This is a genomic window from Aquimarina algiphila (assembly GCF_947494415.1).
GTDB classification, from domain to species: domain Bacteria; phylum Bacteroidota; class Bacteroidia; order Flavobacteriales; family Flavobacteriaceae; genus Aquimarina; species Aquimarina algiphila.
In genome coordinates, this window is sequence record NZ_CANLVC010000007.1 from 487,330 (window position 1) to 510,079 (window position 22,750).

The following is a 22,750-nucleotide window of genomic DNA, read 5'->3' on the forward strand; positions in this document are numbered from 1 at the left end:
CTTATGTAGTCTAAAAAATTTGGTAATTAATAATATAGATATGAAGTTATGGTATAATCAAATCTAATAATACTCAACGATTTTTGTGAAATTTTGAGTAATTTTTTTGTTCAATGTTCATTTTTAGTGTTAATATTTTGTAGAAATAATAAATTACATGTTGTTGTTTTCTGATCATATGTTGTGGTTGGTTAGAGGTGTTGATTAGTAACTTTATTACAACTTAAACATATTTAACACAAAAACTAACAGTTATGAAAAATCTAAAACACAAAATTTTATTAATTCTATGCATTGTTGGATTTCTACAAGCAATAGCTCAACCAACACCTCCAAACGGAAAAAAGTGGGAAAAAATAGAAGCTATGTCTGACGAATTTAATGGTTCTTCTTTGAACAATTCGAAATGGGCGGTAAACGATCCACAATGGGAAGGTAGACGACCAGCTAGATTTGAAACTTCCTCAGTATCTGTTTCAAACGGAAATCTTAAAATTTCAGCTTCAAAAAAATCGAATCCTTTTGGCGGATGGACTCATAGTGGCGGCTTGGTAAGATCAAAGATGAGAAATCAATATGGGTACTATGAAACCCGAATGAAAGCTAATAAAACTTTTATGTCTTCAACTTTTTGGCTTATTAATAAAAGGAATGAATTTACGGGTTGTGATTACAGAACAACAGAATTAGATGTGACCGAAAATGTTGGACGTAATACCGGTGGACAATCTTGGATCAATAGGAATATTGTTACTTTAAATGCAAATACCCATAGTAGAGGTACTTCATGTAATAGCACTCCGGTTGGTATTAGAGGAAATAAAGCAGATATCGGTGAGCCAGCTTATGCAGGATTTCATACTTATGGGGTATGGTGGAAAAATGCAAAAGAATGTTTGTTTTATTTAGATGGTAAATTTGTATTTAAAATTACACCTGCTGCAGACTTTAACCTTCCAATGTATTTAAGAATGGTTGTAGAAACATATGATTGGAACCCTCCAAAAGCAGGTAACGATGGTATGAATGATTCAGCGGCTAATCGTACAACCTACTATGACTGGGTACGTTCTTATAAGCTAGTTAATGGAAATAGCGGACCTGTAAATCCAGGGCCTTCTAATGGAACTGTAACTATAAAGGGGCAATCTATTAACAAGTTTGTTAGTTCAGAAAACGGAAATAGATCTATGCGGGCTGCTAGTAATTCAGCAGGAGCGCAAGAAAAGTTTATAGTTAAATCTGAAGGTAATGGTACCGTAAGTATTAAAGGTAATAATGGAAAATACGTAAGTTCAGAGAACGGAAATAAAACTATGAATTGTAATCGTAATGCTGTAGGAGCATGGGAGAAATTTACATTAGTTCCTCAAGGAGGTAATGTGTATGCAATCAAGGGTAATAATGGAAAATATGTGAGCCACGAAAATGGAAGTAATAATGGAATTAATTGTAATAGAAATGCAATAGGTGCATGGGAAAAATTTGTTATCGATGGCTTAAGTAAATCTAATAGTTCTGGTAGTAGCGAAACTAATTTTAAAGGTGATATTTCAACTTATCCTAATCCAATAAATGCCAATAGTGCATTAAATATGGCTTTTAAATTAATCGAAGAAACTAAAATTTCAGTTGCATTATATGATGTAGCGGGACGTGAATTATTAAAGAGTGATTTAGGAACTTTTAAAGCAGGGAACCATGATTTGAAAGTGTTTGAAAGACCCAAAAACCTGAGTAATGGTAATTATTTTTTAAGAATAAACATGAATGGAAACGAAACAATCGAACGTCTAAATTTTAGATAAAAAATAAAAGTTTTAAGACTAAAACCAATGTTTTTAATCTTAAAGTATTGTGTGCTTATGATGTAAATGAAATCTAAGTACTATTATGTTAAATTTTTAAAAGGGTATATAGCTTATTTACAATAAGTTGTATGCCCTTTTTTGATTCCGGTAATACACGAATAAAAAAAGGGTTTTTATCTCTAACATGCTTGATTTGAGTGTGATACATTTGAGTCTGGATAATTTATTTCCAGAGCTTCAATAAAAATGATGAAGCAAAATATCTAATCATATCAAAATTCAACCAATCTTAAAATCAAAAGACAATGAAGGCAATTTTTTTTAAATCTAAATTTTATATTTCAATCTTATTACTCGGAAGTATTCTTGTGTTTACAAATTGTGAAAAAGAATCACTTTTTGAAGAAGAGTTAAATGAATCAAGCACGATACAAGAAGAGTTCCTAGCCAAAGAGAAAGAAAATTATTTGAAAGAAAAAGGGATCAGTATTGATGTTATTGGTATTGATTGGTGTTCAATAATACCAAATTTATCAGGGTATTACTACGCTAACGATGGGGGACATTATTATGTACGGCATATTGGTAACACTATATATTGGTTTGGAGAACATCCATCGGGTAGTTGGGCCAATGTTTTCAAAGGTAATATAAGTGGAAAAACAATTACTGGAAGTTTTTATGATGTTCCAAAAGGAGGAATCGCGGGAAGCGGAAGTTTAACATTGTCTATAGGTTGTTTTGGAAGCGGCTTTACTAAGGTGTCAGGTAATAATTTTGGAGGATCTTCTTGGACCAAAACTACTCGGCCTTCTTATTTACCACCACCACGTCCTGCTGGATTTGGTGTTGTAAATAATAGTAATGATATCACAGGTCGTTGGGTTGGAAATGATGGAGGGATTTATTATATAAGACAGGTAGGTAACCAGGTGGTTTGGTTTGGAGAACGTAATTTTGTAAACGGTCGACCTACATGGTCCAATATAGCTTGGGGAAGCCGTTTCTATAGTCAGTTATGGTTAGATTGGGCAGATGTTCCTAAAGGAAATGCAAATAGTACTGGGATTTTAAGAGGGTTCGTAGAAGGTCCAAATTACATAACTCTAGGACATAATACAGGAGGTTTTGGAGGCTCAAAACTCTGGCGATAAGATAAAATAATTAGTCAGTCAATGTCTTTTTGTTAAAAACCTTCAACGATAAAGAGATAAATGTAGATGTTAAAAAATACGCAATAACTTTTTCACTGAAAATAGGGTGAAAAAGTTATTGCGTATTTTTTAATTTTAAAATTATTATTAGAAGAGTTGAATACTCGTTTTTTGATGAGGATAATAACCTTATATTATATTGAATTTATTTAAAACTTTTTAAAATAAACTATTTTGAAGAACCAGGAATCATTAAATTGGGGAGAAATTAAATCAAACCTAGAAGGATATACCCCCGAGGAATTAGAAGTATACAAAAAACATAGAGACGGTATTATAGAATACATTAACAACTATGAAGGAGAAGCAAGAGAATTTATTAAAGAGAGATTAGAAATTCTTGATACTTCTATGAATGATTTCCTGTCTAACAAATCTATTATTAATTTATTTACAAGTTTAAATCATAAAGGAAAGACATTTTCAAGCGCTATTCAGTTGTTTGATATTTATCTTAATGAAGTTTATGGATCTTATACATTATACGGATTTACAGACTACAATGAGCCTGATGAGGTCTTTAGAGAGCATCAAAACATTATTATAGAAGGATATGCAGATGTAAGTGAACCTATTTTTGATAAAGGATATATAGAAGAAGAATACGGTATTGACGAGGATGTTTTATATGATATAGAATCGATGTTATCCTATAAAGCATCAATTTATCTTAAAAAAATGCTAGAAAAAGCGGACATAATTTCTTTGCTTACTAACGTGAGATTGAAGTATCCCGTCTATCTATGCCTTGATACCTCAGATCAAGAAGTAGATGAGGCAGGAAAAGGCCAAGCCTTATTAAAGATTGAGAAATAGTTTTACGGACATGTTATTTTACTTTTTTCTTGGAAAAGATGCAGCTATATCTTTTCTTTGTGTTTGATTAAAACAACAGTTAGTTGTTTAGTTCATAAATTTATTTAAATGTTATCAAGAAAGGTGGAGGGAATAGACCCTATGAAACCTTAGCAACCCTTTATCTGTTAAAGAAGGTGCTACATTCTATCCGTTTAAGGACTAGATAACGAAGATGCATAGCCTCGCTATATTTTTTCCATTATTTTCTTGATATATTTTACTTGTTTTGAACGAGTACTATTTGATTACGCTAAACCTATTTATAGTGTTTTATAATAGGATTATAAAATAGTATTCTAGCAGTAGTTGGAATTTAAAAAATGAATATTGAGAAATGAGAGACATACAAAAAATATTAGAAGAAAGAATTCTTGTGCTTGATGGAGCTATGGGAACTATGTTACAGCGTCATAAATTTACAGAAGAAGATTTTAGAGGAGAACGATTTAAAGATTGGCCAGTCCCTGTACAAGGAAATAATGATTTACTTAGTATAACTCAACCAGAGGCAATAAAAGAAGTGCATAGATTGTATTTTGAAGCAGGAGCTGATATTGTTGAAACGAATACATTCTCGGGGACAACCATTGCTATGGCAGATTATGAAATGGAAGAATTAGTTTATGAATTAAATTATCAATCTGCAAAAATAGCAAAAGAAGTAGCTGGTGAATTTACAAAAGAAGAACCTCATAAACCCCGTTTTGTAGCAGGATCTATTGGTCCAACAAACAGAACAGCAAGTATGTCTCCTGATGTTAATGACCCCGGATTTAGGGCAGTAACTTTTGATGAACTAAGAATAGCATATAAACAACAGGTAGAAGGATTATTGGATGGGGGAGCTGATATCTTATTAGTAGAAACTGTTTTTGATACCTTAAATGCCAAAGCAGCACTTTTTGCTATAGAAGAAGTTAAAGATGAAAGGAATATAGAGGTGCCAATTATGGTAAGTGGCACAATAACTGATGCCAGTGGCCGAACATTATCAGGTCAAACAGCAGAGGCTTTTTTGATTTCAGTTTCACATATTCCTATGTTAACAGTAGGATTTAATTGTGCATTAGGTGCGAATCAATTAACTCCGCATTTAGAAGTATTGGCGCAAAAAACGAATTTTGGAGTATCCGCTCATCCAAATGCCGGTTTACCAAATGCCTTTGGAGAGTATGATGAATCTCCAGAGCAGATGGCAGCACAGATAAAAGAATACATGGATAAAAATTTGGTAAATATTATTGGAGGTTGCTGTGGGACAACCCCAGAACATATAAAAGCAATTGCAGATTTAGCTAAAAATTATACTCCGAGAACTATTGGAGCTGTAGTATAGGATATGAGTAAGCAGGAAAAAAGGAAATATTTGAAACTTTCTGGTTTAGAACCAATGATTGTTTCTGCCAATACTAATTTTATCAATGTAGGCGAACGTACAAATGTGGCAGGATCACGCAAGTTTTTACGTTTGGTGAAAGAAGAAAAATTTGATGAGGCTTTAGATATTGCCAGGCATCAAGTAGAAGGAGGAGCGCAGGTTATCGATATTAACATGGATGACGGATTGATTGATGGTAAAGAAGCGATGATACGATTTTTAAATCTTATTATGGCAGAACCAGATATTGCCAGAGTACCTATCATGATCGATAGCTCTAAATGGGAAATCATTGAGGCTGGATTACAGGTAGTACAAGGAAAATGTGTAGTGAATTCAATTAGCCTTAAGGAAGGTGAAGAAGAATTTATAGCACACGCAAAAGCGGTCAAAAGATATGGCGCTGCAGTCATTGTTATGGCGTTTGATGAGGTCGGACAAGCTGATAATTATGAAAGGCGTTTAGAGATTTCTAAACGATCCTATGATATCCTTGTTAATCAAGTAAAGTTTCCGCCAGAAGATATCATTTTTGATCTTAATATTTTTCCAGTTGCTACGGGTATGGATGAACATCGTAGAAATGCGATTGATTTTATCGAAGCAACACGATGGGTACGAGAAAATCTTGCACATTGTAGTGTTAGCGGAGGAGTAAGTAATGTTTCTTTTTCTTTTAGAGGAAATAATACGGTTAGAGAAGCTATGCATTCAGTTTTTCTATATCATGCTATCAAGGCAGGAATGAATATGGGTATTGTCAACCCCGCCATGTTAGAGATTTATGATGATATTCCTAAAGACCTGTTAGAATATGTAGAAGATGTAATTTTAGACAGAAGAGATGATGCTACAGAACGTTTATTAGATTTTGCAGAAACGGTAGTAGGAACAAGTAAAGAAAAAACTGTAGATCTTTCATGGAGGCTAGAACCATTACAAGATAGAATTACCAGAGCGTTGGTAAAAGGTATAGATCAATATATTGTTGAAGATGTTGAAGAAGCAAGACAAAATGCAGATAAACCTATCGAAGTAATAGAAGGAAACCTGATGACAGGAATGAATGTAGTAGGAGATTTATTTGGATCAGGGAAAATGTTCTTGCCTCAAGTTGTTAAATCTGCTCGGGTTATGAAGAGAGCGGTAGCTCATTTACTTCCTTATATTGAAGAAGAAAAAAAGAAAAACCCAACATCTTCTAATGGTCAGGAAAATGCAGGTAAAGTATTAATGGCTACTGTAAAAGGGGATGTACATGATATCGGTAAAAATATTGTTTCAGTAGTTCTAGGATGTAATAATTATGAGATTGTTGATATGGGTGTTATGGTACCACCAGAAAAAATTATCCAAACAGCAATAGATGAACAGGTAGATATTATTGGTTTAAGTGGTTTAATTACACCTTCATTAGATGAAATGGTATATCTGGCAAAGGAAATGGAGCGTAAGAATTTTAATATCCCTTTGCTCATTGGAGGAGCAACCACATCCAAAGCACATACTGCAGTCAAAATTGATCCGCAATACAAGAATGCTGTAGTGCATGTAAATGATGCTTCGAGAGCAGTAACAGTTGTAGGAGACTTATTAAACAAAAGAAGTAAACAAAAATATGTAGGAGACCTAAAAGAAGACTATGAAAAATTTAGAGAAGGATTCCTAAAGAGAACAAAACAAAAAGAATACCTAAGTATCCACGATGCTAGAAAAAATAAATATAGCATAGACTGGCAAACTTCTGAAATTGTAGCGCCAAATGAATTGGGAATTAAAACAATTGAAGATCAAAACCTTCAAGCATTAGAGCCATATATTGATTGGACTCCATTTTTTAGATCTTGGGATCTGCACGGTAAATACCCTGCTATTTTAACAGATGAAATAGTTGGCGAACAAGCAACTTCCTTGTTTAATGACGCGCAGGAATTGTTACAAAAAGTATTTGATGAAAAATTATTAGGAGCCAAAGCTGTGTATGGAATATTTAAAGCTAATAGTATAAATGATGATGATATAGATATTTCTTCAGAAGAAGGAGATGTTACATTTAGAACATTACGTCAGCAATTAAAAAAACATGCACAAAAACCCAATTTTGCTTTGTCTGATTTTATAGCTCCAAAAGAAAGTGGTGTTCAGGATTACATGGGATGTTTTTGTGTAACTACAGGATTTGGAACAAAAGAACTTGCAACTGCTTTTGAGGCTGATCACGATGATTATAATTCTATAATGATTAAAGCATTAGCAGATCGTTTAGCAGAAGCGTTTGCAGAATATTTACATCAAAAAGTTCGTAAAGAAGATTGGGGATATGCAGATAATGAAGTATTGAGTAATGAAGAACTCATCAAAGAAGCATATAAAGGTATTCGTCCTGCTCCAGGATATCCTGCATGTCCTGATCATTTGGAGAAGATAACAATTTGGGAATTGCTAAAAGTTAAAGAACGCATAGGAGTAGAATTAACAGAAAGCCTTGCTATGTGGCCGGCAGCATCAGTATCTGGGTACTATTTTGCGAATCCCGAAGCTCGATATTTTGGATTAGGAAAAATAAAAGAAGATCAGGTAAAAGATTTTGCAGTCCGAAAAAATATAGATTTTGAGTATGCTAAGAAATGGTTGAATCCTAATCTTATCGAATAAGGATTTGTAAATCTTAATACAATGGATATAGAAGATAGTATAACACAATTAGAAGAGGTTTTTGAAGGACAGCCATGGTTTGGCCCTTCTATACTAAAATCTTTAAAAGATATTCCAGTTGAGTTTTGGGATAAAAAACCAGAGTATGTATCACATTCGATCACAGAACTTGTCTATCATATGATGGATTGGAGAGTATTTGTTATAGAAAAATTAAAAGATAACGAATCGTTTGGTATCGAATTAAATTCTGAAAAAGATTGGAGAAGAGATGTGTTAGTGCAGACAGAAGTTCAAAAAGAGACTATACTTAATGAACTCATTAAAACACAGGAATTGATATGTGAATTGTTAACAACAAAACCCGATTCATGGATGTATGAAAATAGTCTAGGGAACGCATATAAAAACGACTATATGATAAGAGGGATGATACAACATGATGTATATCATTTGGGACAGATTAACAGTATATACAGTCAATTAAATTGAAAAAGTAAAGAATTGCGTTAGGGATAGAAGCGACATCCTTTTTTTATAAAGTACCTCGAGGTTTTGCACTGAGCTTGTCGAAGTGCTCTCGAAGGGTGATGTATTGAAAAAAGATATAGCGAATAGCCCGCTCGAACGCCAGAAGAAATCAACTAAAAAACTAAGAATTTAAAAATAAATGAAAGTAACAGATCACATAAAAAAAGCAGAGGGTAAGACTTTATTCTCTTTTGAATTAATACCACCACAAAAAGGAAGAAGTATCCAGGAGTTGTATAACAATATTGATCCGTTGATGGAATTTAATCCTCCTTTTATTGATGTTACTACCTCCAGAGAAGAATTTATATATATTGATCGCGAAGGGTTATTAGATAAAAAACTAACAAGAATGCGACCTGGTACAGTGGGAATCTGTGCTTCGATTACTCATAAATATAATGTAGATACAATTCCGCATGTATTATGCGGAGGATTTACCAAAGAAGAAACAGAATATTTATTGGTGGATTGTCATTATCTGGGGATTGATAATGTAATGGCGTTACGAGGTGACGCTATGAAGGAAGAAAAGTATTTCACACCAACAAAAGGAGGACATGGTTATGCAAACGAATTGGTTACTCAGATTGTAAATATGAACAAAGGGCAATTCTTGCATGAAGTAATAGAAACAGATAATAAGTCTGATTTTTGTATTGGAGTTGCAGGTTATCCTGAAAAGCATATGGAAGCTCCTTCTATGGACTCAGATATACGAAGGTTAAAAGAAAAGGTAGATGCTGGAGCAGATTATGTAGTAACTCAAATGTTTTTTGATAATAAAAGATATTTCTCATTTGTAGAAAAAGCAAGAGCAGCAGGAATAGATGTGCCGATTATTCCGGGAATTAAACCAGCAGCGGTAAAAAGACATTTGCAACTTTTACCTCAGGTTTTTAAGCTAGATATGCCAGACGAGCTTGTAAGAGCAATAGAGGGTTGCAAAAATAATGCAGCGGTGAGAGAGGTAGGAGTAGAATTTGCAATACAACAATCCAAAGAATTAATGGAGTATGGAGTTCCGGTATTGCATTATTATTCGATGGGAAAATCAGATAATATCAAAAAGATTGCTTCAGAAATATTCTAAGCTTTGGTGAGAACTATTGTGTTCTATTCAGTATTTTTTAAAACCTTATTAAGATCCTTGATACTGGTAATGGTTGCTGTTGGGCTGATGTTCCACGGATCAAATATTGATGTCGAAGAACGTTGAACCCATACAGATCTCATACCATATGAAATTGCTCCAATAACATCAAAAGAGTTACTGGAAATAAGCCATGAATTATCGGGAGTAGAATTTGTTTGTGTATTAAAATGCCTGTAAACCACAGGACTTGGTTTGAATGTTTTTGTAGCTTCAACACTCACGATACCATCAAAAAAAGTTGCTATTTGTGCAGTATCAATAAGATTCTTAATTGCTAAAGAACTACCGTTAGAGAAAGCATATACTTTATACCCTGTTTCTTTTAATAGTTGTAATCCATCCAATACATCTGGGAATATAGGGAGTGTCGTGTATTCCTTCATCAAACTAATCTTTTGATTAAGGGTTAATTTGATATCTAGATCCAAACAGGTATATTCGAGAGCTTCTCTTGTACAAATAGAAAAATCAACATAGTCATCCATTAACCCTCTTCTAAACGAATATTCTAATTGTTTAAGGCGCCAGGTGTTCATAAATACCTTAGTTGCCTTACCCACCATCTTTTCTAAAGAATGGAAAATACCCGAAGTGTCAATCAAGGTTCCGTAGACATCAAAAGCCAAAGTATATGTTGTCATTTGTTTTTTTGAATGTTTTAATAAAATATAATAGTGTATTAAAGATAAAACTCCTGGCATGGATAAAATCATATGAAAAGTTAAAAAAAGTAATGGAGTTACTTGATTTTTAATACTTGATGAGACATTAAACGAAATTTTAAATACTCATGTATTGCAAAAAATATAAATGATGCTTGAAGATTAGAGTTGATAATAAAATTATCACGGAAAACAGGGTGTTTTGATGTAATCTCATGATGTTTCTTTGAAATGGTGTATCTCCCAATGCTATATGGTTTGATTTTTCATGAAGTATACTATAGGTGAGTGAAATAGCTTTTAAACATATTCCCAAAAAGGTAAAGTAACTAAACAAGGTATTAGAAAAAGAGAAAACTATATAGGATAAGAACTATTCACCAAAAACAATTGGCCTGTCACATACAAATAACTTAAAACCTAAATTAAAATTATGACAAAAATAAAAATGGTATTTAGAACCATGTCTCTTATTGTATTCATGGGATTTTTATCTTGTGAAAAAGATGAAATCACATCTACTGAGCTATCTACAACATTTGACCCAATAAGTACTGAAAATGTTGCTAAAGAATTACATGACCCATTTGCAAATTGGAGAGTAAAGGGGCCTAGTAAATTTACAAGAAATAAAGATCAGGTTCTTGAAAAGATAGATGAAAAACCCCATCCTGCATATGTAAATCTTGAGAATGAGTTAAATAAAAAAAAGACTGTTCTAGGGATTTGTTTGCTTAATAATGATTTAGACAGACTTAAATGCCCTAAAGAAGAGGAAGAATACCAAAAAGCAAAAGCCGCTGTAGAAGATTATATAGCTGCAGGATTACCACAAGTGATTCCTGGGGCTATTTTTCAATTTATAGTTACTAGAGAAGATAATAATTTTGTTTACATAAAGGATGCTTCTCGAGGTGTAGAAATAGCATTACCAGTGGACAAGCCTAATGAATTTACGGATGCTAGAATATTGGTAAACGGAGAATATGAAGTTTGGAGGCAAGCTTTATATCGAGAATCGGGTATTATAACAGGAACTATAAACAGGACTACCGGAGAATATCGAGACATTCCAGGCCGACGTATAAAAGTTGATTATTTTGCATCTCCAGGAGCTCCATGTTATGAAGATGAGAACCTAGAGATTCGTATTACTGGTGATGGAGTTCGTGTTTCTGTAGATGTGGATTTTGGAGGAAGAACCGCTACTTCTACACAAGGTACAAGAACATTTATAATGCCAGCCAGTGGTGTTGTGAAAATTAGAGCAGCTATAAATGCTAATAATGGATGTTCAACGGCTAGTATTACATTCAACGATGCAAATACAATTGCGTTAGGTACAGGCGGCTATGGAGAAAGGAAATTTCCATAAAATAATGTGGGAATAAAAATTTTATAGTACTAATAATTCAAAAAAGATTAGGCCAATTCTTTTTTTACCACCCATGGGAATTAAGACTTATGGGTGGTATTATTATATTTCAAAATTAACCGTTTTATCTTATTTAGATATAAATAGATAGTTCTTACTATTTTGTTATATTTCGATTATAAATAGAAAATTCACCAAGAGGTTTGCTTATGTTGTTGGGTAAAGATAAAATCATATAAAAAGTTAAAATAGTTTTAAGAGCTATTTTAAAACGCTATAGCTATTTAAAAAGGTATTATTACATTTGCCGGATGATAAAGCAAATTTGTTTAGTGATAAGTATTCTTCATTTTGGGGTCTATGCCCAGGTTGAATCAAAAGCTAAGTATACTTTGGATGTAAATAACTTTTATGGTTCTATCCTAAAGCATAATCCAGATATCTCTCATTTGATAACAGGCCACCCATCGGGTTTGATTCTATCTTTTCAACGCAAAACTTTTGGAGATAAAGAATGGCAGCGTTTATATAATAATCCTGATTATGGAGTGTCATTTTTGTATCAAAATTTGGATAATGAATACTTAGGAGAGCACTATGGGGTATTTTTACATTATAACTTTTATTTTTTTAATCGTCTTTTAATGTTTAGGATAGGGCAAGGAGCGTCTTATAATACAACTCCTTATGACGAGGATGATAATTTTAGAAATGTGGCCTACGGTACGCATTTGGTAAGTGGGTCGTATGCGCTGTTAAATTTGAAAAAAGTAAATATATTTAAAGGATTAGGATTGCAGGCAGGATTGGGGATTGTTCATTACTCTAATGGAAATTCGAAAGCACCTAATAAGAGTACAAATACATTGTTTTTAAATGCCGGTGTCACCTATACATTTGATCAGGATACTCCAGCATATGCAGAAAAAGAAAAAGGGCTGTTAAAAGGAGCAGAGCCCATTGGTTATGGATTTGTTTTTAGAAGTGGAGTTAATGAAAGCGATGTTGTAGGTTCAGGGAGGTTCCCATTTTATACATTTGCTGCTTTCGCCGATAAGAGGTTCAATAAGAAAAGTGCTATCCAGTTAGGAGCCGAAGTGTTTTTTTCTAAAGCGTTAGAAAGATTTATAGATTTTAGAGCAAGTGGTGGTTTTAATGATGGAACAACAGGAGATGAAGATGCTAAACGAGCAGGTGTTTTTCTCGGACACGAATTACGTGTAAGCAGAACTTCTTTAATAACTCAATTTGGATACTATTTTTATTACCCATACGATTTTGAAGGGCAAACATATCTTAGAGCTGGGCTTCAATATTATTTTACTAAAAATATATTTGGTTCACTTACCGTTAGGTCCCATGCGGCAAAGGCAGAAACCATGGAGTTTTCTATAGGATATAGATTATGATTTTTGTTGTTAAGAGTATAGTTTTTAAGAAATTAAAATTTTGATAATTTATTGTCGAAATTTATTTAATGATGAGACGTGAATAGATTTATTTTAATATTTGGATTATTGTTTATCGGTTGTGATTCTGAAAATGCTTCAGACTGTTTTCAACGCACAGGGACTATCATTACAAAAGATATTGAAACACCTGATTTTACCAGAATTTTGGTAAATCCAAATGTAGAACTGGTTCTGAAAGAAGGAGAAACTACTGCAGTTACTATTGAAACCGGAGATAATTTAATAGAGGAAGTTTCTGCTGTGGTCGAAGGTGATCGTTTGGTACTAAGCAACACTAATGATTGTACTTTTTTTAGAGACCTTAATCAAACCAGGATCTTTGTTACAGCTCCCAATATAACTGAGATCAGAAGTGGTACTCAATTTGATATTTCTTCGGATGGTATATTAACGTATCAATCATTAGGACTAATATCTGAGGACTTTGGAGAAAATACAGAAACTACTACAGGAAGATTTAATTTACAAGTAGATTGCAAAAGTATTAGTGTCGTAGGAAATAATATAGCTTCATTTTTTATTTCTGGAAAGGTTGAAAACTTGAATGTAGGTCTTTTCTCTGGTACAGGAAGGTTCGAAGGTGCTAATTTAATAGCTGAAGATGTTCAGATTTTTCATAGAGGAACAAATAAAATGATCATAAATCCCCGAGAATCTATTCGGGGAGAAATACGCAGTACTGGAGATGTAATTTCTGTAAATCGTCCCGGGGTTGTTGAAGTTTCAACATTTTTTACTGGTAGATTGATATTTCAGTAATGTAAGCAAAATGTTTTTGGGAGTTTACGGGGATATTTCCCCTTTTTTTGCGTGCCGTAATATTCTGTGATTTCTTTTTTTTAATCTTTGGATTACAGTAAGTCTTACCAATTGTACTTATATACTTTTTTTTAGAATGGTTTAAAAATCTGATTTTTAGTATTTTATGTTTCTGTGAGATGTCATGTTTTTTTGTTTTAAAAGAAGTGTAATAGTGCAATGCCAGAAAGGTATTACCACAAAAAGTTTGTGGAATTTGGGTTCTAGGTAATTGAAATTAATAGCTAACTTTATAAGATACCAAATTTTCACCCCAAAGTTTATATTCAAAAATGATTAGAAACAGGTCTAGTAGTACACAAAATATTGACAATCTTGATGAGAATTATCTTAAAAAAGAATTATACTCACTTATAAAAAGAGATGATTCTATTTTTGATTTTATACAAAAATCAAGTTTGGATGGGCTTTGGTTTTGGGATTTAGATAATCCTGAAAATGAATGGATGAATCCCAAATTTTGGACAACATTAGGGTATGATCCAGATGAGATGCCTCATAATGTTTCTGCATGGCAGGATCTTATTAATAAAGAAGATTTAAAAGTTGTATTTAGTAATTTTACTAAGCACTGTAAAGACCCTTCGCATCCTTATGATCAGATTGTACGATACACACATAAATTAGGGCATACAGTTTGGATTCAGTGTAGAGGACTAGCAATACGGGATGATAAAGGGAAGCCGATACGAATGTTGGGCGCCCATACAGATATTACTAAATTAAAAAAAACAGAAATACGATTACAACGACAGGTAGATCGTTATCAACATATTATTGAAGGTACACACCTTGGGACTTGGGAATGGAATGTAAAAACAGGAGAGACAATTTTTAATGAAAGGTGGGCCAGTATTGCAGGATATACCCTTTTAGAACTGGGTCCTGTTTCAATTGATACATGGGCGAAGTTATCACATCCTGACGATCTGGAAAAATCAAATCTACTTTTACAAGATCATTTTGCTGGAAAATCATCAGTGTATGAATGCGAAGCAAGAATGAAGCATAAAAATGGAGAATGGATTTGGGTTTTGGATAAAGGAAGAGTGGTGAGTTGGGATGCTGAAGGTAATCCAGAATGGATGATTGGGTCACATCAGGAAATTACAAAAAGCAAGAAAGATCTGGAAAAAAATAAATTATTTATAGAACAGACACCAAGTGCAATAGCTATGTTTGATACTGATATGAGGTATTTGGCAGCCTCCCAGAAATGGTATCAGGATTATAATATTAACGACGATAATATTATAGGCAAATCACATTATGAGGTCTTTCCGGAAATTAGTGAAGAATGGAAAGCTGATCATAAAGAATGTTTAAGCGGAAAAGTGCTAAAAAGCGATGAAAGCCGTTTTAAAAGACTCGATGGGTCGGTACAATGGCTTACCTGGGAAATACGACCTTGGTATACCGATGAAAATAAAATTGGAGGTATATTAATGCACACAGCAGATATCACTAGAGCCAGAGAAGCCGAAATTCGTTTACGTATTAGCGAAGATATCTTCAGAAGAAACTTTGAAAATGCAGCGATTGGAATGGTGATGGTAGATAAAAACGGATATTTTACAAAAGTAAATGATAAATTATGTGAAACTCTTGGTTATACGAATCAAGAATTAGTCAAATTATCATTCAAAGATATTATTCATCAGGATGATTTAAAAGGTAGTAACATATGGTTTGAAAAATTATTTAATGGAAAGACATTAAATGCTAATATGGAAGAAAGATGTTTTCGTAAAAATGGAGATATCATATATGTTAACCTTTCTGTTTCTGTTATTAAAAATGAATACAATGAACCTTCATACTTTGTAGCACAGGTTGCTGATATTAGCCATAGGATTTTTGCGAGACAAAAACTTAATGAAGCTATTGCCAAACTAGAAAATATAATTGATGATATTACTCAAGTGAGTATCATTGGTACAGATCAAAATGGTCTGATTACAACGTTTAACCGAGGGGCAGAGAATTTGTTGGGATATAGTAAGGAAGAAGTAATGTTTAAAAAACATGCTATAATACTTCATAAAAGGGAGGAAGTCCAAAAAAGAGAAGAAGAATTATCGTTAATATTTAATCGAGAAATTAAAGGATTGGAAGCTTTTACTGCTTCACTCGGTAAAGAAGGGTATAGTACTAGAGAATGGACTCATGTGAGAAAAGATGGTACACATTTTCCTGTGCAGCTAACAATGTCAGTAATCAAAGAAAACAATGAGGTTATAGGTTATTTAGGTGTAGCTGTAGATATAAGTGAGATTAAGAAGGTGGAACAAGATTTAAAATCTTGGTTATCAGTTGCAGAAGATCAAAATAAAAGATTGAGAAATTTTGCACACATAGTTTCTCATAACTTAAAATCACATTCAGGTAATTTTCAAATGTTATTAGATTTGTTGATCCAGGAGAACCCTGAGCTAGAAGATAATGAGATCATAAAACTTTTTAAAACCGCCTCAGAAAATCTTACTGAAACCATTGTACACTTAAATGAGGTCGTATTAATGAATACATCGGTAGATGAGAATTTGACTGGATTAAACTTGCATGAATCAATTAACAAATCAATAGAAAGTGTTTCTGCTATTGCAATAGAAACCAACGTGATTATTAATAATATCTCAGAACCAGATATTGGAATCTTGGGAATTCCGGCTTATTTGGATAGTATTCTGCTCAACTTTATAACAAACGGGATAAAATATAGCTCAAATGAACGAGATAGTTATGTTACTCTAAGTACTAGAATAGAAGGTGATTTTGTAGTGTTAAGTATCGAAGATAACGGATTAGGGATTGACTTAAAAAAACATCAGGCTAAACTTTTTGGAATGTATAAGACCTTTCATAATAATAAAGAGGCTAGAGGGATAGGGCTATTTATTACAAAAAATCAAGTTGAAGCAATGGGAGGTAAGATTGAAGTCGAAAGTATAGTAAATAAAGGAACAATTTTTAAAATATATATGAAGCATGAGAAAAATTGATATAGCTTGTATTATTGATGATGACCCAATTTTTGTATTTGGTATAAAAAAAATAATGGAACTTGTTGATTTTTGTAACGGTTTTATGGTTTTTCGCAATGGCGAAGAGGCATTAAATAATTTGAAAGCCATCATTTCCGCAAATGAAAAATTGCCAGACGTTATTTTATTAGATTTGAATATGCCAGTTCTTGATGGATTACAGTTTTTGGAAGAATTTATTAAGGTCCCTTGCGCAAAGAAAATTATCATTTATGTAGTTTCCTCGTCAGTGGATCCAGAAGATATTCTTAGAGCCAAATCCTATGAAAGTGTAAGTGATTATATTGTAAAGCCCATTTCTGTTGAAAAACTCAAAGAAATTTTGCATAATATAGAGAAAACAACGCAGGATTAATTCGAACTCTTTTTTAAGGATTGGTTAATTCTCTAAAAATACTTTCTAGATTTTTGTTCTTTCTGGATAGTTGTAATATTTTCAGTTTGTTGTCATGAGCAAAATCAAAGACGGTAGGACGCATATCTTTTTTGGTGTCAAAGGTAATTTGATAAGAAAAACCATGTATGTTTTTTACTTCACTGGCATTCGACAACTTTGATAAGAAAGCTTCTTCTATACGGTAATCAAATTCTACCTCTATGATTTGTTGAGTTTCATCAGATATTTCATTGAGATTTTTGTCAGCAACAATTTCTCCTTTGTTGATGATAATAACTCGATCACACATAGCCTCAACCTCTTGCATAATATGAGTAGATAAAAATACTGTTTTAGCAGTACCAATGGATTTTATAAGTTCTCTAATTTCGACTAACTGATTTGGATCTAATCCTGTCGTAGGCTCATCGAGAATTAATACCTGGGGATCATGGAGAAGAGCACAAGCCAAACCAACTCGTTGTCGGTATCCTTTAGAGAGTTGATCAATTTTTTTGTTAGCCTCAGGGGTTAAACCTGTTAATTTAATCACTTCTTCAATTCTGGATTTAGAAATTTTATAAATCCGAGCATTAAATGCAAGATATTCTCTTACATACATTTCCAGATATAAAGGATTGTGTTCTGGAAGATATCCAATACTGCGTTGTACCTTTATAGATTGAGAATGAATGTCAAAATTATTAACCATAGCACTACCCTCAGAAGGATCAAGGTACGTAGTGAGAATCTTCATCATAGTGGATTTTCCTGCTCCATTTGGACCTAGAAAACCGACAATTTCACCTTCTTTTACTTCAAAAGAAATATCATTTAATGCTTTTTGATCACCATAAAGTTTAGAAATATTGGATACTGAAATTGACATATAGAATGTTTATAAAATCTGCTTACATTCAAAAGTACACAATTCAATATTTATTGTATGATAAACTCATAAAAAATGATCTTAACACTAAGATAACGTTAACATAAAATAATCTATTAATTGATGTGGTATCTTTATAAGATAAAGATTATCAGTATGTTATTTTATAATTTTAAAAGAATAATCCGCAGTTTATTTCATAAGCTAATGTACTTAGTTCAACGCATTATTTTCTTTATAATTTTTCCTTTTCTCAAAAAAGAAATATTTAGATAATACTATCCATGTTTTGTCCCCTAGATTTTTATAGATAATGAATGAATTTAGGCATCTAGAATGGGGAGTTACCATTGCAGCTGCTCAAACTGAAGGTGCCCATGATAAAGATGGTAAAGGTCCTTCTATCTGGGATACATTCACCCAAAAATCTCGTAAGATTAAAGATGGTTCTGATATTAAAGAAGCAACAGATTTTTATCATAGATTTAAGGAGGATATAGATTTGACTATAGATATTGGGTTAAAGATTTTTCGTTTTTCTATTTCCTGGCCAAGAATACTTCCCGAAGGAACAGGAAAGATTAACCAAAAAGGGATTGAATTTTACAATCAAGTGATCGATTATTGTCTTTTGGTGGGAGTAGAGCCATGGATTACAACATATCATTGGGATTTACCTCAAAAATTAGAAGATAAAGGAGGGTGGACGAATAGGGGAATTATCGACTGGTATAAGGAATATGTGCAAGTATTGAGAGACCATTTTGCTGACCGTGTTAAAAATTGGATACTGATTAATGAAGGAATAGTATGTCTTGGAGGGGGGTATTTTCTTGGTGTACATGCCCCTGGCAGAAGGGGGATTCGAAATTTTGTTTCGAGTACACATCATCTTTTACTAGCTCAAGCAGAAGGATTCAGGGTATTGAAGAAAAAAAATGGGCTTCAGGTAGGCACTGCAATAAGTTGTACTAAAATAGAGCCTTATAGAAATACGTCTGCAGATCATAAAGCAGCCAATAGAATTGATACACTAATGAATCGTTTGTTTATAGAGCCTCATTTGGGATTAGGATATCCAGATGATGATTTACCCATTTTAAAACGTATTTCAAGATATTATAAAATAGGAGATATAGAAGCTCTTAAAACTGACTTTGATTTTTGGGGTATTCAGACCTATACTCGAGAAGTAATAAAGGCAGCTTGGTATATTCCGTATATGGGAGCATTGCCAATAAAACCAAAAAAGAGAAAAATTCAGGTATCAATAATGGGATGGGAAACATATCCCCAGGGCACACAATATTTTTTAGAAAGATTCTCTGCATACGATCCAGAAAAACCGTTATGGTTGTCTGAGTGTGGAATGGCTCTATCAGAGAAGGAAGATGATCAGGCGCGAATCGAATATTATCAAAATGTAATAGAAGGGATGAAGCTAGTTTTAAAAAAAGGAGTAAATCTTAAAGGTATTTTACTTTGGACATTGGTGGATAACTTTGAATGGGCAGAAGGTTTTGTTCCAAAATTTGGCATTATAAGCCTCAATAGAAAAACAATGCAACGCAAAATGAAAAAATCTGCTTTTTGGCTAAAAAAATACTTATCAAATATAAAACTCTGAAGTGTGCTTAATTTCTTTGAGTACAAAAGTGCTGTTTAATACACCAATATTCTCGATTTTTGACAGTTTTGTTTTTACAAAATCATGATATTCTTCTAAGCTTTTAGTATGAATTTTCAAAATAAAATCCACCTGACCCGCCATATGGTAACATTCTTGTACTTCTTGTAAATTTTGAATTTGCTTTTCAAACTTTTCTATAAATGCTTCATTATGATATCGCATTGAGACCTGGCAAATTGTGGTGATAGATCGATCTATTAGTTTTTTATCTAAGATGGCCACATATTTTTTGATGAACCCTTGTTTTTCTAACCTTCGAATGCGTTCATATATAGGAGATGGAGTGAGATTAAGGATTTTAGCAATTTCTTTTGCGGTTTTTTTGGCATCTTCTTGTAAAATTCTAAGAATAGTAATGTCGGTGTGATCTAATTGTTCCATTTCGTATCAAAAAAATTACTTTAAAAGTAAAACTTAAACTTTATTAAAAGTAAATATAGCTGAAAAAACAATAATAAAAAGTAATAATTACTTAATTATTAAGTATTGATGGATGTAATATCTATGTTTTGTATTTTGGCTAGGAAATAACACGGTAAGGTGTTAAAATTTTAAGATACTATGGAAACAGTTATTTTAGTAATAGGCGCTAATGGTCAATTGGGATCTGTTTTGACAGAGTCTTTAAAGCATAAATTTGGAAACAGTAATGTAATTGCTTCTGACTTAAGACCTAGAGAAGGGTATGAAGGTATTTTTGAAATAATTGATGCAACCGATATGAATAGGATTCATGACGTGGTTACTCAATATAATGTGACGCAGATATACCATCTTGCAGCTATTTTATCAGCAAAAGGAGAGCAAACCCCATTAACTACCTGGGATATTAATATGAAAACGTTATTTAATGTACTTGAGGTTGCGAGGCATCATAAAATAGATAAAGTTTTTTTTCCTAGCTCTATTGCCGTTTTTGGTGAAGGCGCTCCTCTTAATAATACACCAAATAATGCTTACCTGGACCCAGCTACAGTGTATGGCATAAGTAAAGCAGCCGGAGAGAATTGGGCACAATATTATTTTATGCGATATGGATTGGATGTAAGATCAATCCGTTATCCTGGTGTGATTGGATATCAATCATTACCAGGAGGAGGAACAACAGATTATGCAGTTGATATATATCATAAGGCAGTACTTAAAGAAGAATTTAATTGCTTCCTGAAAGAAGATGCAACACTTCCCATGATTTTTATGGATGATGCTATTCGTGCTACTTTAGAATTAATGGATGCCCCTAAAGAAGATATTACTATCCGTACTTCTTATAATATTGCAGGAATTAGCTTTTCTCCTGCCGAAGTAGCGTCAGAAATTCGTAAATTATATCCTGATTTTAAAATCTCTTATGAGCCGGATTTTAGACAGGAAATAGCTTCCAGATGGCCAAAGTCAATAGATGATTCTGCTGCAAGAAAAGATTGGAACTGGAAACCAAAATTTGATCTCGAATCGATTACAGGTACAATGATAGAAAAACTAAAAGAAAACTATAAAACAGGATCAAGAAATTTGGAAACTTTGATGTTTTAGTTCCTAAATAGGTTAGATAAAATATTTGACACTAATAAAAAATAACAATAAAGGATAATTATTATGTTCTCTACTATAAAAGAAGATTTACAAAAAGAGCTGGACGAAATCACAGCGGCAGGATTGTATAAAACCGAAAGAATAATAACTACGCCACAAGGAGCAAAGATAGATACAACCAATACCAAAGATGTTCTTAACTTTTGTGCAAACAATTATTTAGGGCTTTCTTCTCACCCTGATGTGATAGAGGCGGGTAAAAATGCTATTGATTCGCATGGGTATGGACTGTCATCGGTGCGATTTATTTGTGGAACTCAAGATATTCATAAAGAATTAGAGCGTAAAACGGCAGAGTTTTTAGGGATGGAAGATTGTATTCTTTATGCAGCTGCTTTTGATGCTAATGGAGGGGTGTTCGAACCTATTCTAGGACCAGAAGATGCTATTATTTCAGATGCTTTAAATCATGCTTCTATTATCGACGGAGTAAGACTATGTAAGGCAAAACGCTTTAGGTATGAACATAATAATATGGTTGACCTGGAAAAACAGCTGAAATCTGCAGAAGGGTCCAGACGTATACTTATAGTAACGGATGGTTCTTTTTCAATGGATGGGACCATTGCACAATTAGATAAAATCTGTGATTTGGCAGATCAATATAATGCGATGGTAATGATCGATGAATGTCATTCTACAGGTTTTTTAGGTAAAACAGGCCGCGGAACACATGAGTATCGTAATGTTATGGGTAGAGTAGATATCATTACGGGTACTTATGGTAAGGCACTTGGAGGAGCTTCAGGAGGTTTTACTGCAGCTAGAAAAGAAATTGTAGAGATGTTAAGACAACGTTCTAGACCTTACTTATTTTCTAATACAGTAGCACCATCTATTGTTGGAGCATCGATAAAAGTATTAGACTTATTAAGCTCTTCTACGGCCCTTAGAGATAAATTAGAAGAAAATACAAAATATTTCAGGTCAGAAATGACCGCTGCCGGATTTGATATTCTCTCTGGAGATCACCCTATTGTTCCTGTAATGTTATACGAAGCTAAACTAGCTCAAGAGTTTGCTGCAAAATTATTAGAAGAAGGAATTTATGTAATTGGATTTTTCTATCCTGTTGTTCCAAAAGGAAAAGCAAGAATTAGAGTTCAGTTATCAGCAGGTCATGAACGTCATCATCTGGAAAAAGCGGTTAAAGCTTTTACAAAAGTTGGTAAAGAGTTGAATGTAATATAGATACGAACGTTTGTTAGTGAATTAAAACATAGA

Annotated in this window: 18 protein-coding genes and 1 riboswitch; of the genes, 15 read left to right on the plus strand and 3 right to left on the minus strand. The window is 33.1% G+C overall.

From position 1 onward, the window contains the following. Positions 1 to 254 precede the first annotated feature (254 nt). From PQF96_RS16815 to metF, 7 genes are all read left to right on the plus strand, one after another. Positions 255 to 1,808: a family 16 glycosylhydrolase gene (locus PQF96_RS16815; RefSeq protein ID WP_271767522.1), complete on the plus strand. Its 1,554-nt coding sequence runs from the start codon at positions 255 to 257 to the stop codon at positions 1,806 to 1,808. Positions 1,809 to 2,116: 308 nt separating this feature from the next. Then, positions 2,117 to 2,965, plus strand: a complete 849-nt coding sequence (locus tag PQF96_RS16820; protein WP_271767524.1) for a hypothetical protein — start codon at positions 2,117 to 2,119, stop codon at positions 2,963 to 2,965. Between the two features lie 234 nt (positions 2,966 to 3,199). Further along, positions 3,200 to 3,841, plus strand: a complete 642-nt coding sequence (locus tag PQF96_RS16825; protein ID WP_271767526.1) for a hypothetical protein — start codon at positions 3,200 to 3,202, stop codon at positions 3,839 to 3,841. A gap of 108 nt (positions 3,842 to 3,949) precedes the next feature. Next, positions 3,950 to 4,053: riboswitch (SAM riboswitch) on the plus strand. Positions 4,054 to 4,217: 164 nt separating this feature from the next. After that, positions 4,218 to 5,219: a homocysteine S-methyltransferase family protein gene (locus tag PQF96_RS16830; protein WP_271767528.1), complete on the plus strand. Its 1,002-nt coding sequence runs from the start codon at positions 4,218 to 4,220 to the stop codon at positions 5,217 to 5,219. Between the two features lie 3 nt (positions 5,220 to 5,222). Further along, positions 5,223 to 7,916, plus strand: coding sequence for a methionine synthase (gene metH, locus PQF96_RS16835; protein ID WP_271767530.1), 2,694 nt, complete (start codon positions 5,223 to 5,225; stop codon positions 7,914 to 7,916). 21 nt (positions 7,917 to 7,937) lie between these two features. Beyond that, positions 7,938 to 8,408 (plus strand): DinB family protein, encoded by a 471-nt coding sequence (locus PQF96_RS16840; RefSeq protein WP_271767532.1) that lies wholly within the window; start codon positions 7,938 to 7,940, stop codon positions 8,406 to 8,408. A gap of 178 nt (positions 8,409 to 8,586) precedes the next feature. Next, on the plus strand, positions 8,587 to 9,540 hold the full coding sequence (metF, locus tag PQF96_RS16845; protein WP_271767534.1) for a methylenetetrahydrofolate reductase [NAD(P)H]: 954 nt from the start codon (positions 8,587 to 8,589) through the stop codon (positions 9,538 to 9,540). A gap of 23 nt (positions 9,541 to 9,563) precedes the next feature. Here metF and PQF96_RS16850 read toward each other — a convergent pair whose 3' ends face one another. Next, positions 9,564 to 10,244, minus strand: coding sequence for a haloacid dehalogenase type II (locus PQF96_RS16850; protein ID WP_271767536.1), 681 nt, complete (start codon positions 10,242 to 10,244; stop codon positions 9,564 to 9,566). Between the two features lie 454 nt (positions 10,245 to 10,698). Here PQF96_RS16850 and PQF96_RS16855 point away from each other — a divergent pair, with 454 nt between their 5' ends. The 5 genes from PQF96_RS16855 to PQF96_RS16875 all read left to right on the plus strand — a co-directional run bounded on the left by PQF96_RS16855 (position 10,699) and on the right by PQF96_RS16875 (position 17,330). Then, positions 10,699 to 11,640: a hypothetical protein gene (locus PQF96_RS16855; RefSeq protein ID WP_271767537.1), complete on the plus strand. Its 942-nt coding sequence runs from the start codon at positions 10,699 to 10,701 to the stop codon at positions 11,638 to 11,640. A gap of 311 nt (positions 11,641 to 11,951) precedes the next feature. Next, complete coding sequence (locus PQF96_RS16860; RefSeq protein WP_271767539.1) at positions 11,952 to 13,049, plus strand: acyloxyacyl hydrolase; 1,098 nt, start codon at positions 11,952 to 11,954, stop codon at positions 13,047 to 13,049. Between the two features lie 78 nt (positions 13,050 to 13,127). Then, a complete protein-coding gene (locus PQF96_RS16865) occupies positions 13,128 to 13,871 on the plus strand; it encodes a head GIN domain-containing protein (protein ID WP_271767541.1) in 744 nt (247 codons plus the stop codon). Positions 13,872 to 14,203: 332 nt separating this feature from the next. Beyond that, positions 14,204 to 16,933, plus strand: coding sequence for a PAS domain S-box protein (locus PQF96_RS16870; RefSeq protein WP_271767543.1), 2,730 nt, complete (start codon positions 14,204 to 14,206; stop codon positions 16,931 to 16,933). Beyond that, positions 16,920 to 17,330, plus strand: a complete 411-nt coding sequence (locus PQF96_RS16875; protein ID WP_109438826.1) for a response regulator — start codon at positions 16,920 to 16,922, stop codon at positions 17,328 to 17,330. Before PQF96_RS16870 ends, PQF96_RS16875 begins: the two co-directional genes overlap by 14 nt. A 13-nt stretch (positions 17,331 to 17,343) precedes the next feature. On the opposite strand, the gene gldA is transcribed toward PQF96_RS16875, so the two are convergent. After that, positions 17,344 to 18,240: a gliding motility-associated ABC transporter ATP-binding subunit GldA gene (gene gldA / locus PQF96_RS16880; protein WP_271767545.1), complete on the minus strand. Its 897-nt coding sequence runs from the start codon at positions 18,238 to 18,240 to the stop codon at positions 17,344 to 17,346. A 313-nt stretch (positions 18,241 to 18,553) separates the two neighbouring features. On the opposite strand from gldA, the gene PQF96_RS16885 reads away from it, so the two are divergent. Beyond that, the gene (locus PQF96_RS16885; RefSeq protein ID WP_271767547.1) at positions 18,554 to 19,867 is read left to right on the plus strand and encodes a glycoside hydrolase family 1 protein; all 1,314 of its coding nucleotides are present in this window, start codon (positions 18,554 to 18,556) and stop codon (positions 19,865 to 19,867) included. Here the strand turns inward: PQF96_RS16885 and PQF96_RS16890 are convergent. Further along, complete coding sequence (locus tag PQF96_RS16890) at positions 19,850 to 20,311, minus strand: Lrp/AsnC family transcriptional regulator (protein WP_109438823.1); 462 nt, start codon at positions 20,309 to 20,311, stop codon at positions 19,850 to 19,852. The two genes, PQF96_RS16885 and PQF96_RS16890, sit on opposite strands and share 18 nt — an antisense overlap. A 180-nt stretch (positions 20,312 to 20,491) precedes the next feature. Here PQF96_RS16890 and PQF96_RS16895 point away from each other — a divergent pair, with 180 nt between their 5' ends. Together PQF96_RS16895 and kbl are read left to right on the plus strand one after the other, a co-directional pair. Next, the gene (locus PQF96_RS16895) at positions 20,492 to 21,466 is read left to right on the plus strand and encodes an NAD-dependent epimerase/dehydratase family protein (RefSeq protein ID WP_271767549.1); all 975 of its coding nucleotides are present in this window, start codon (positions 20,492 to 20,494) and stop codon (positions 21,464 to 21,466) included. 63 nt (positions 21,467 to 21,529) lie between these two features. Further along, entirely contained in the window at positions 21,530 to 22,717 is a 1,188-nt protein-coding gene (kbl, locus tag PQF96_RS16900; RefSeq protein WP_143915890.1) for a glycine C-acetyltransferase, read from the plus strand. Positions 22,718 to 22,750: the final 33 nt, after the last annotated feature.

Excerpts from the sequence above, each read along its gene's own strand:
- PQF96_RS16815 (WP_271767522.1), top strand. The coding sequence starts at position 255 with ATGAAAAATCTAAAACACAAAATTTTATTAATTCTATGCATTGTTGGA.
- PQF96_RS16820 (WP_271767524.1), top strand. The coding sequence starts at position 2,117 with ATGAAGGCAATTTTTTTTAAATCTAAATTTTATATTTCAATCTTATTA.
- PQF96_RS16830 (WP_271767528.1), top strand. The coding sequence starts at position 4,218 with ATGAGAGACATACAAAAAATATTAGAAGAAAGAATTCTTGTGCTTGAT.
- metH (WP_271767530.1), top strand. The coding sequence starts at position 5,223 with ATGAGTAAGCAGGAAAAAAGGAAATATTTGAAACTTTCTGGTTTAGAA.
- PQF96_RS16840 (WP_271767532.1), top strand. The coding sequence starts at position 7,938 with ATGGATATAGAAGATAGTATAACACAATTAGAAGAGGTTTTTGAAGGA.
- metF (WP_271767534.1), top strand. The coding sequence starts at position 8,587 with ATGAAAGTAACAGATCACATAAAAAAAGCAGAGGGTAAGACTTTATTC.
- PQF96_RS16850 (WP_271767536.1), bottom strand. The coding sequence starts at position 10,244 with ATGACAACATATACTTTGGCTTTTGATGTCTACGGAACCTTGATTGAC.
- PQF96_RS16855 (WP_271767537.1), top strand. The coding sequence starts at position 10,699 with ATGACAAAAATAAAAATGGTATTTAGAACCATGTCTCTTATTGTATTC.
- PQF96_RS16860 (WP_271767539.1), top strand. The coding sequence starts at position 11,952 with ATGATAAAGCAAATTTGTTTAGTGATAAGTATTCTTCATTTTGGGGTC.
- PQF96_RS16870 (WP_271767543.1), top strand. The coding sequence starts at position 14,204 with ATGATTAGAAACAGGTCTAGTAGTACACAAAATATTGACAATCTTGAT.
- PQF96_RS16875 (WP_109438826.1), top strand. The coding sequence starts at position 16,920 with ATGAGAAAAATTGATATAGCTTGTATTATTGATGATGACCCAATTTTT.
- gldA (WP_271767545.1), bottom strand. The coding sequence starts at position 18,240 with ATGTCAATTTCAGTATCCAATATTTCTAAACTTTATGGTGATCAAAAA.
- PQF96_RS16885 (WP_271767547.1), top strand. The coding sequence starts at position 18,554 with ATGAATGAATTTAGGCATCTAGAATGGGGAGTTACCATTGCAGCTGCT.
- PQF96_RS16890 (WP_109438823.1), bottom strand. The coding sequence starts at position 20,311 with ATGGAACAATTAGATCACACCGACATTACTATTCTTAGAATTTTACAA.
- PQF96_RS16895 (WP_271767549.1), top strand. The coding sequence starts at position 20,492 with ATGGAAACAGTTATTTTAGTAATAGGCGCTAATGGTCAATTGGGATCT.
- kbl (WP_143915890.1), top strand. The coding sequence starts at position 21,530 with ATGTTCTCTACTATAAAAGAAGATTTACAAAAAGAGCTGGACGAAATC.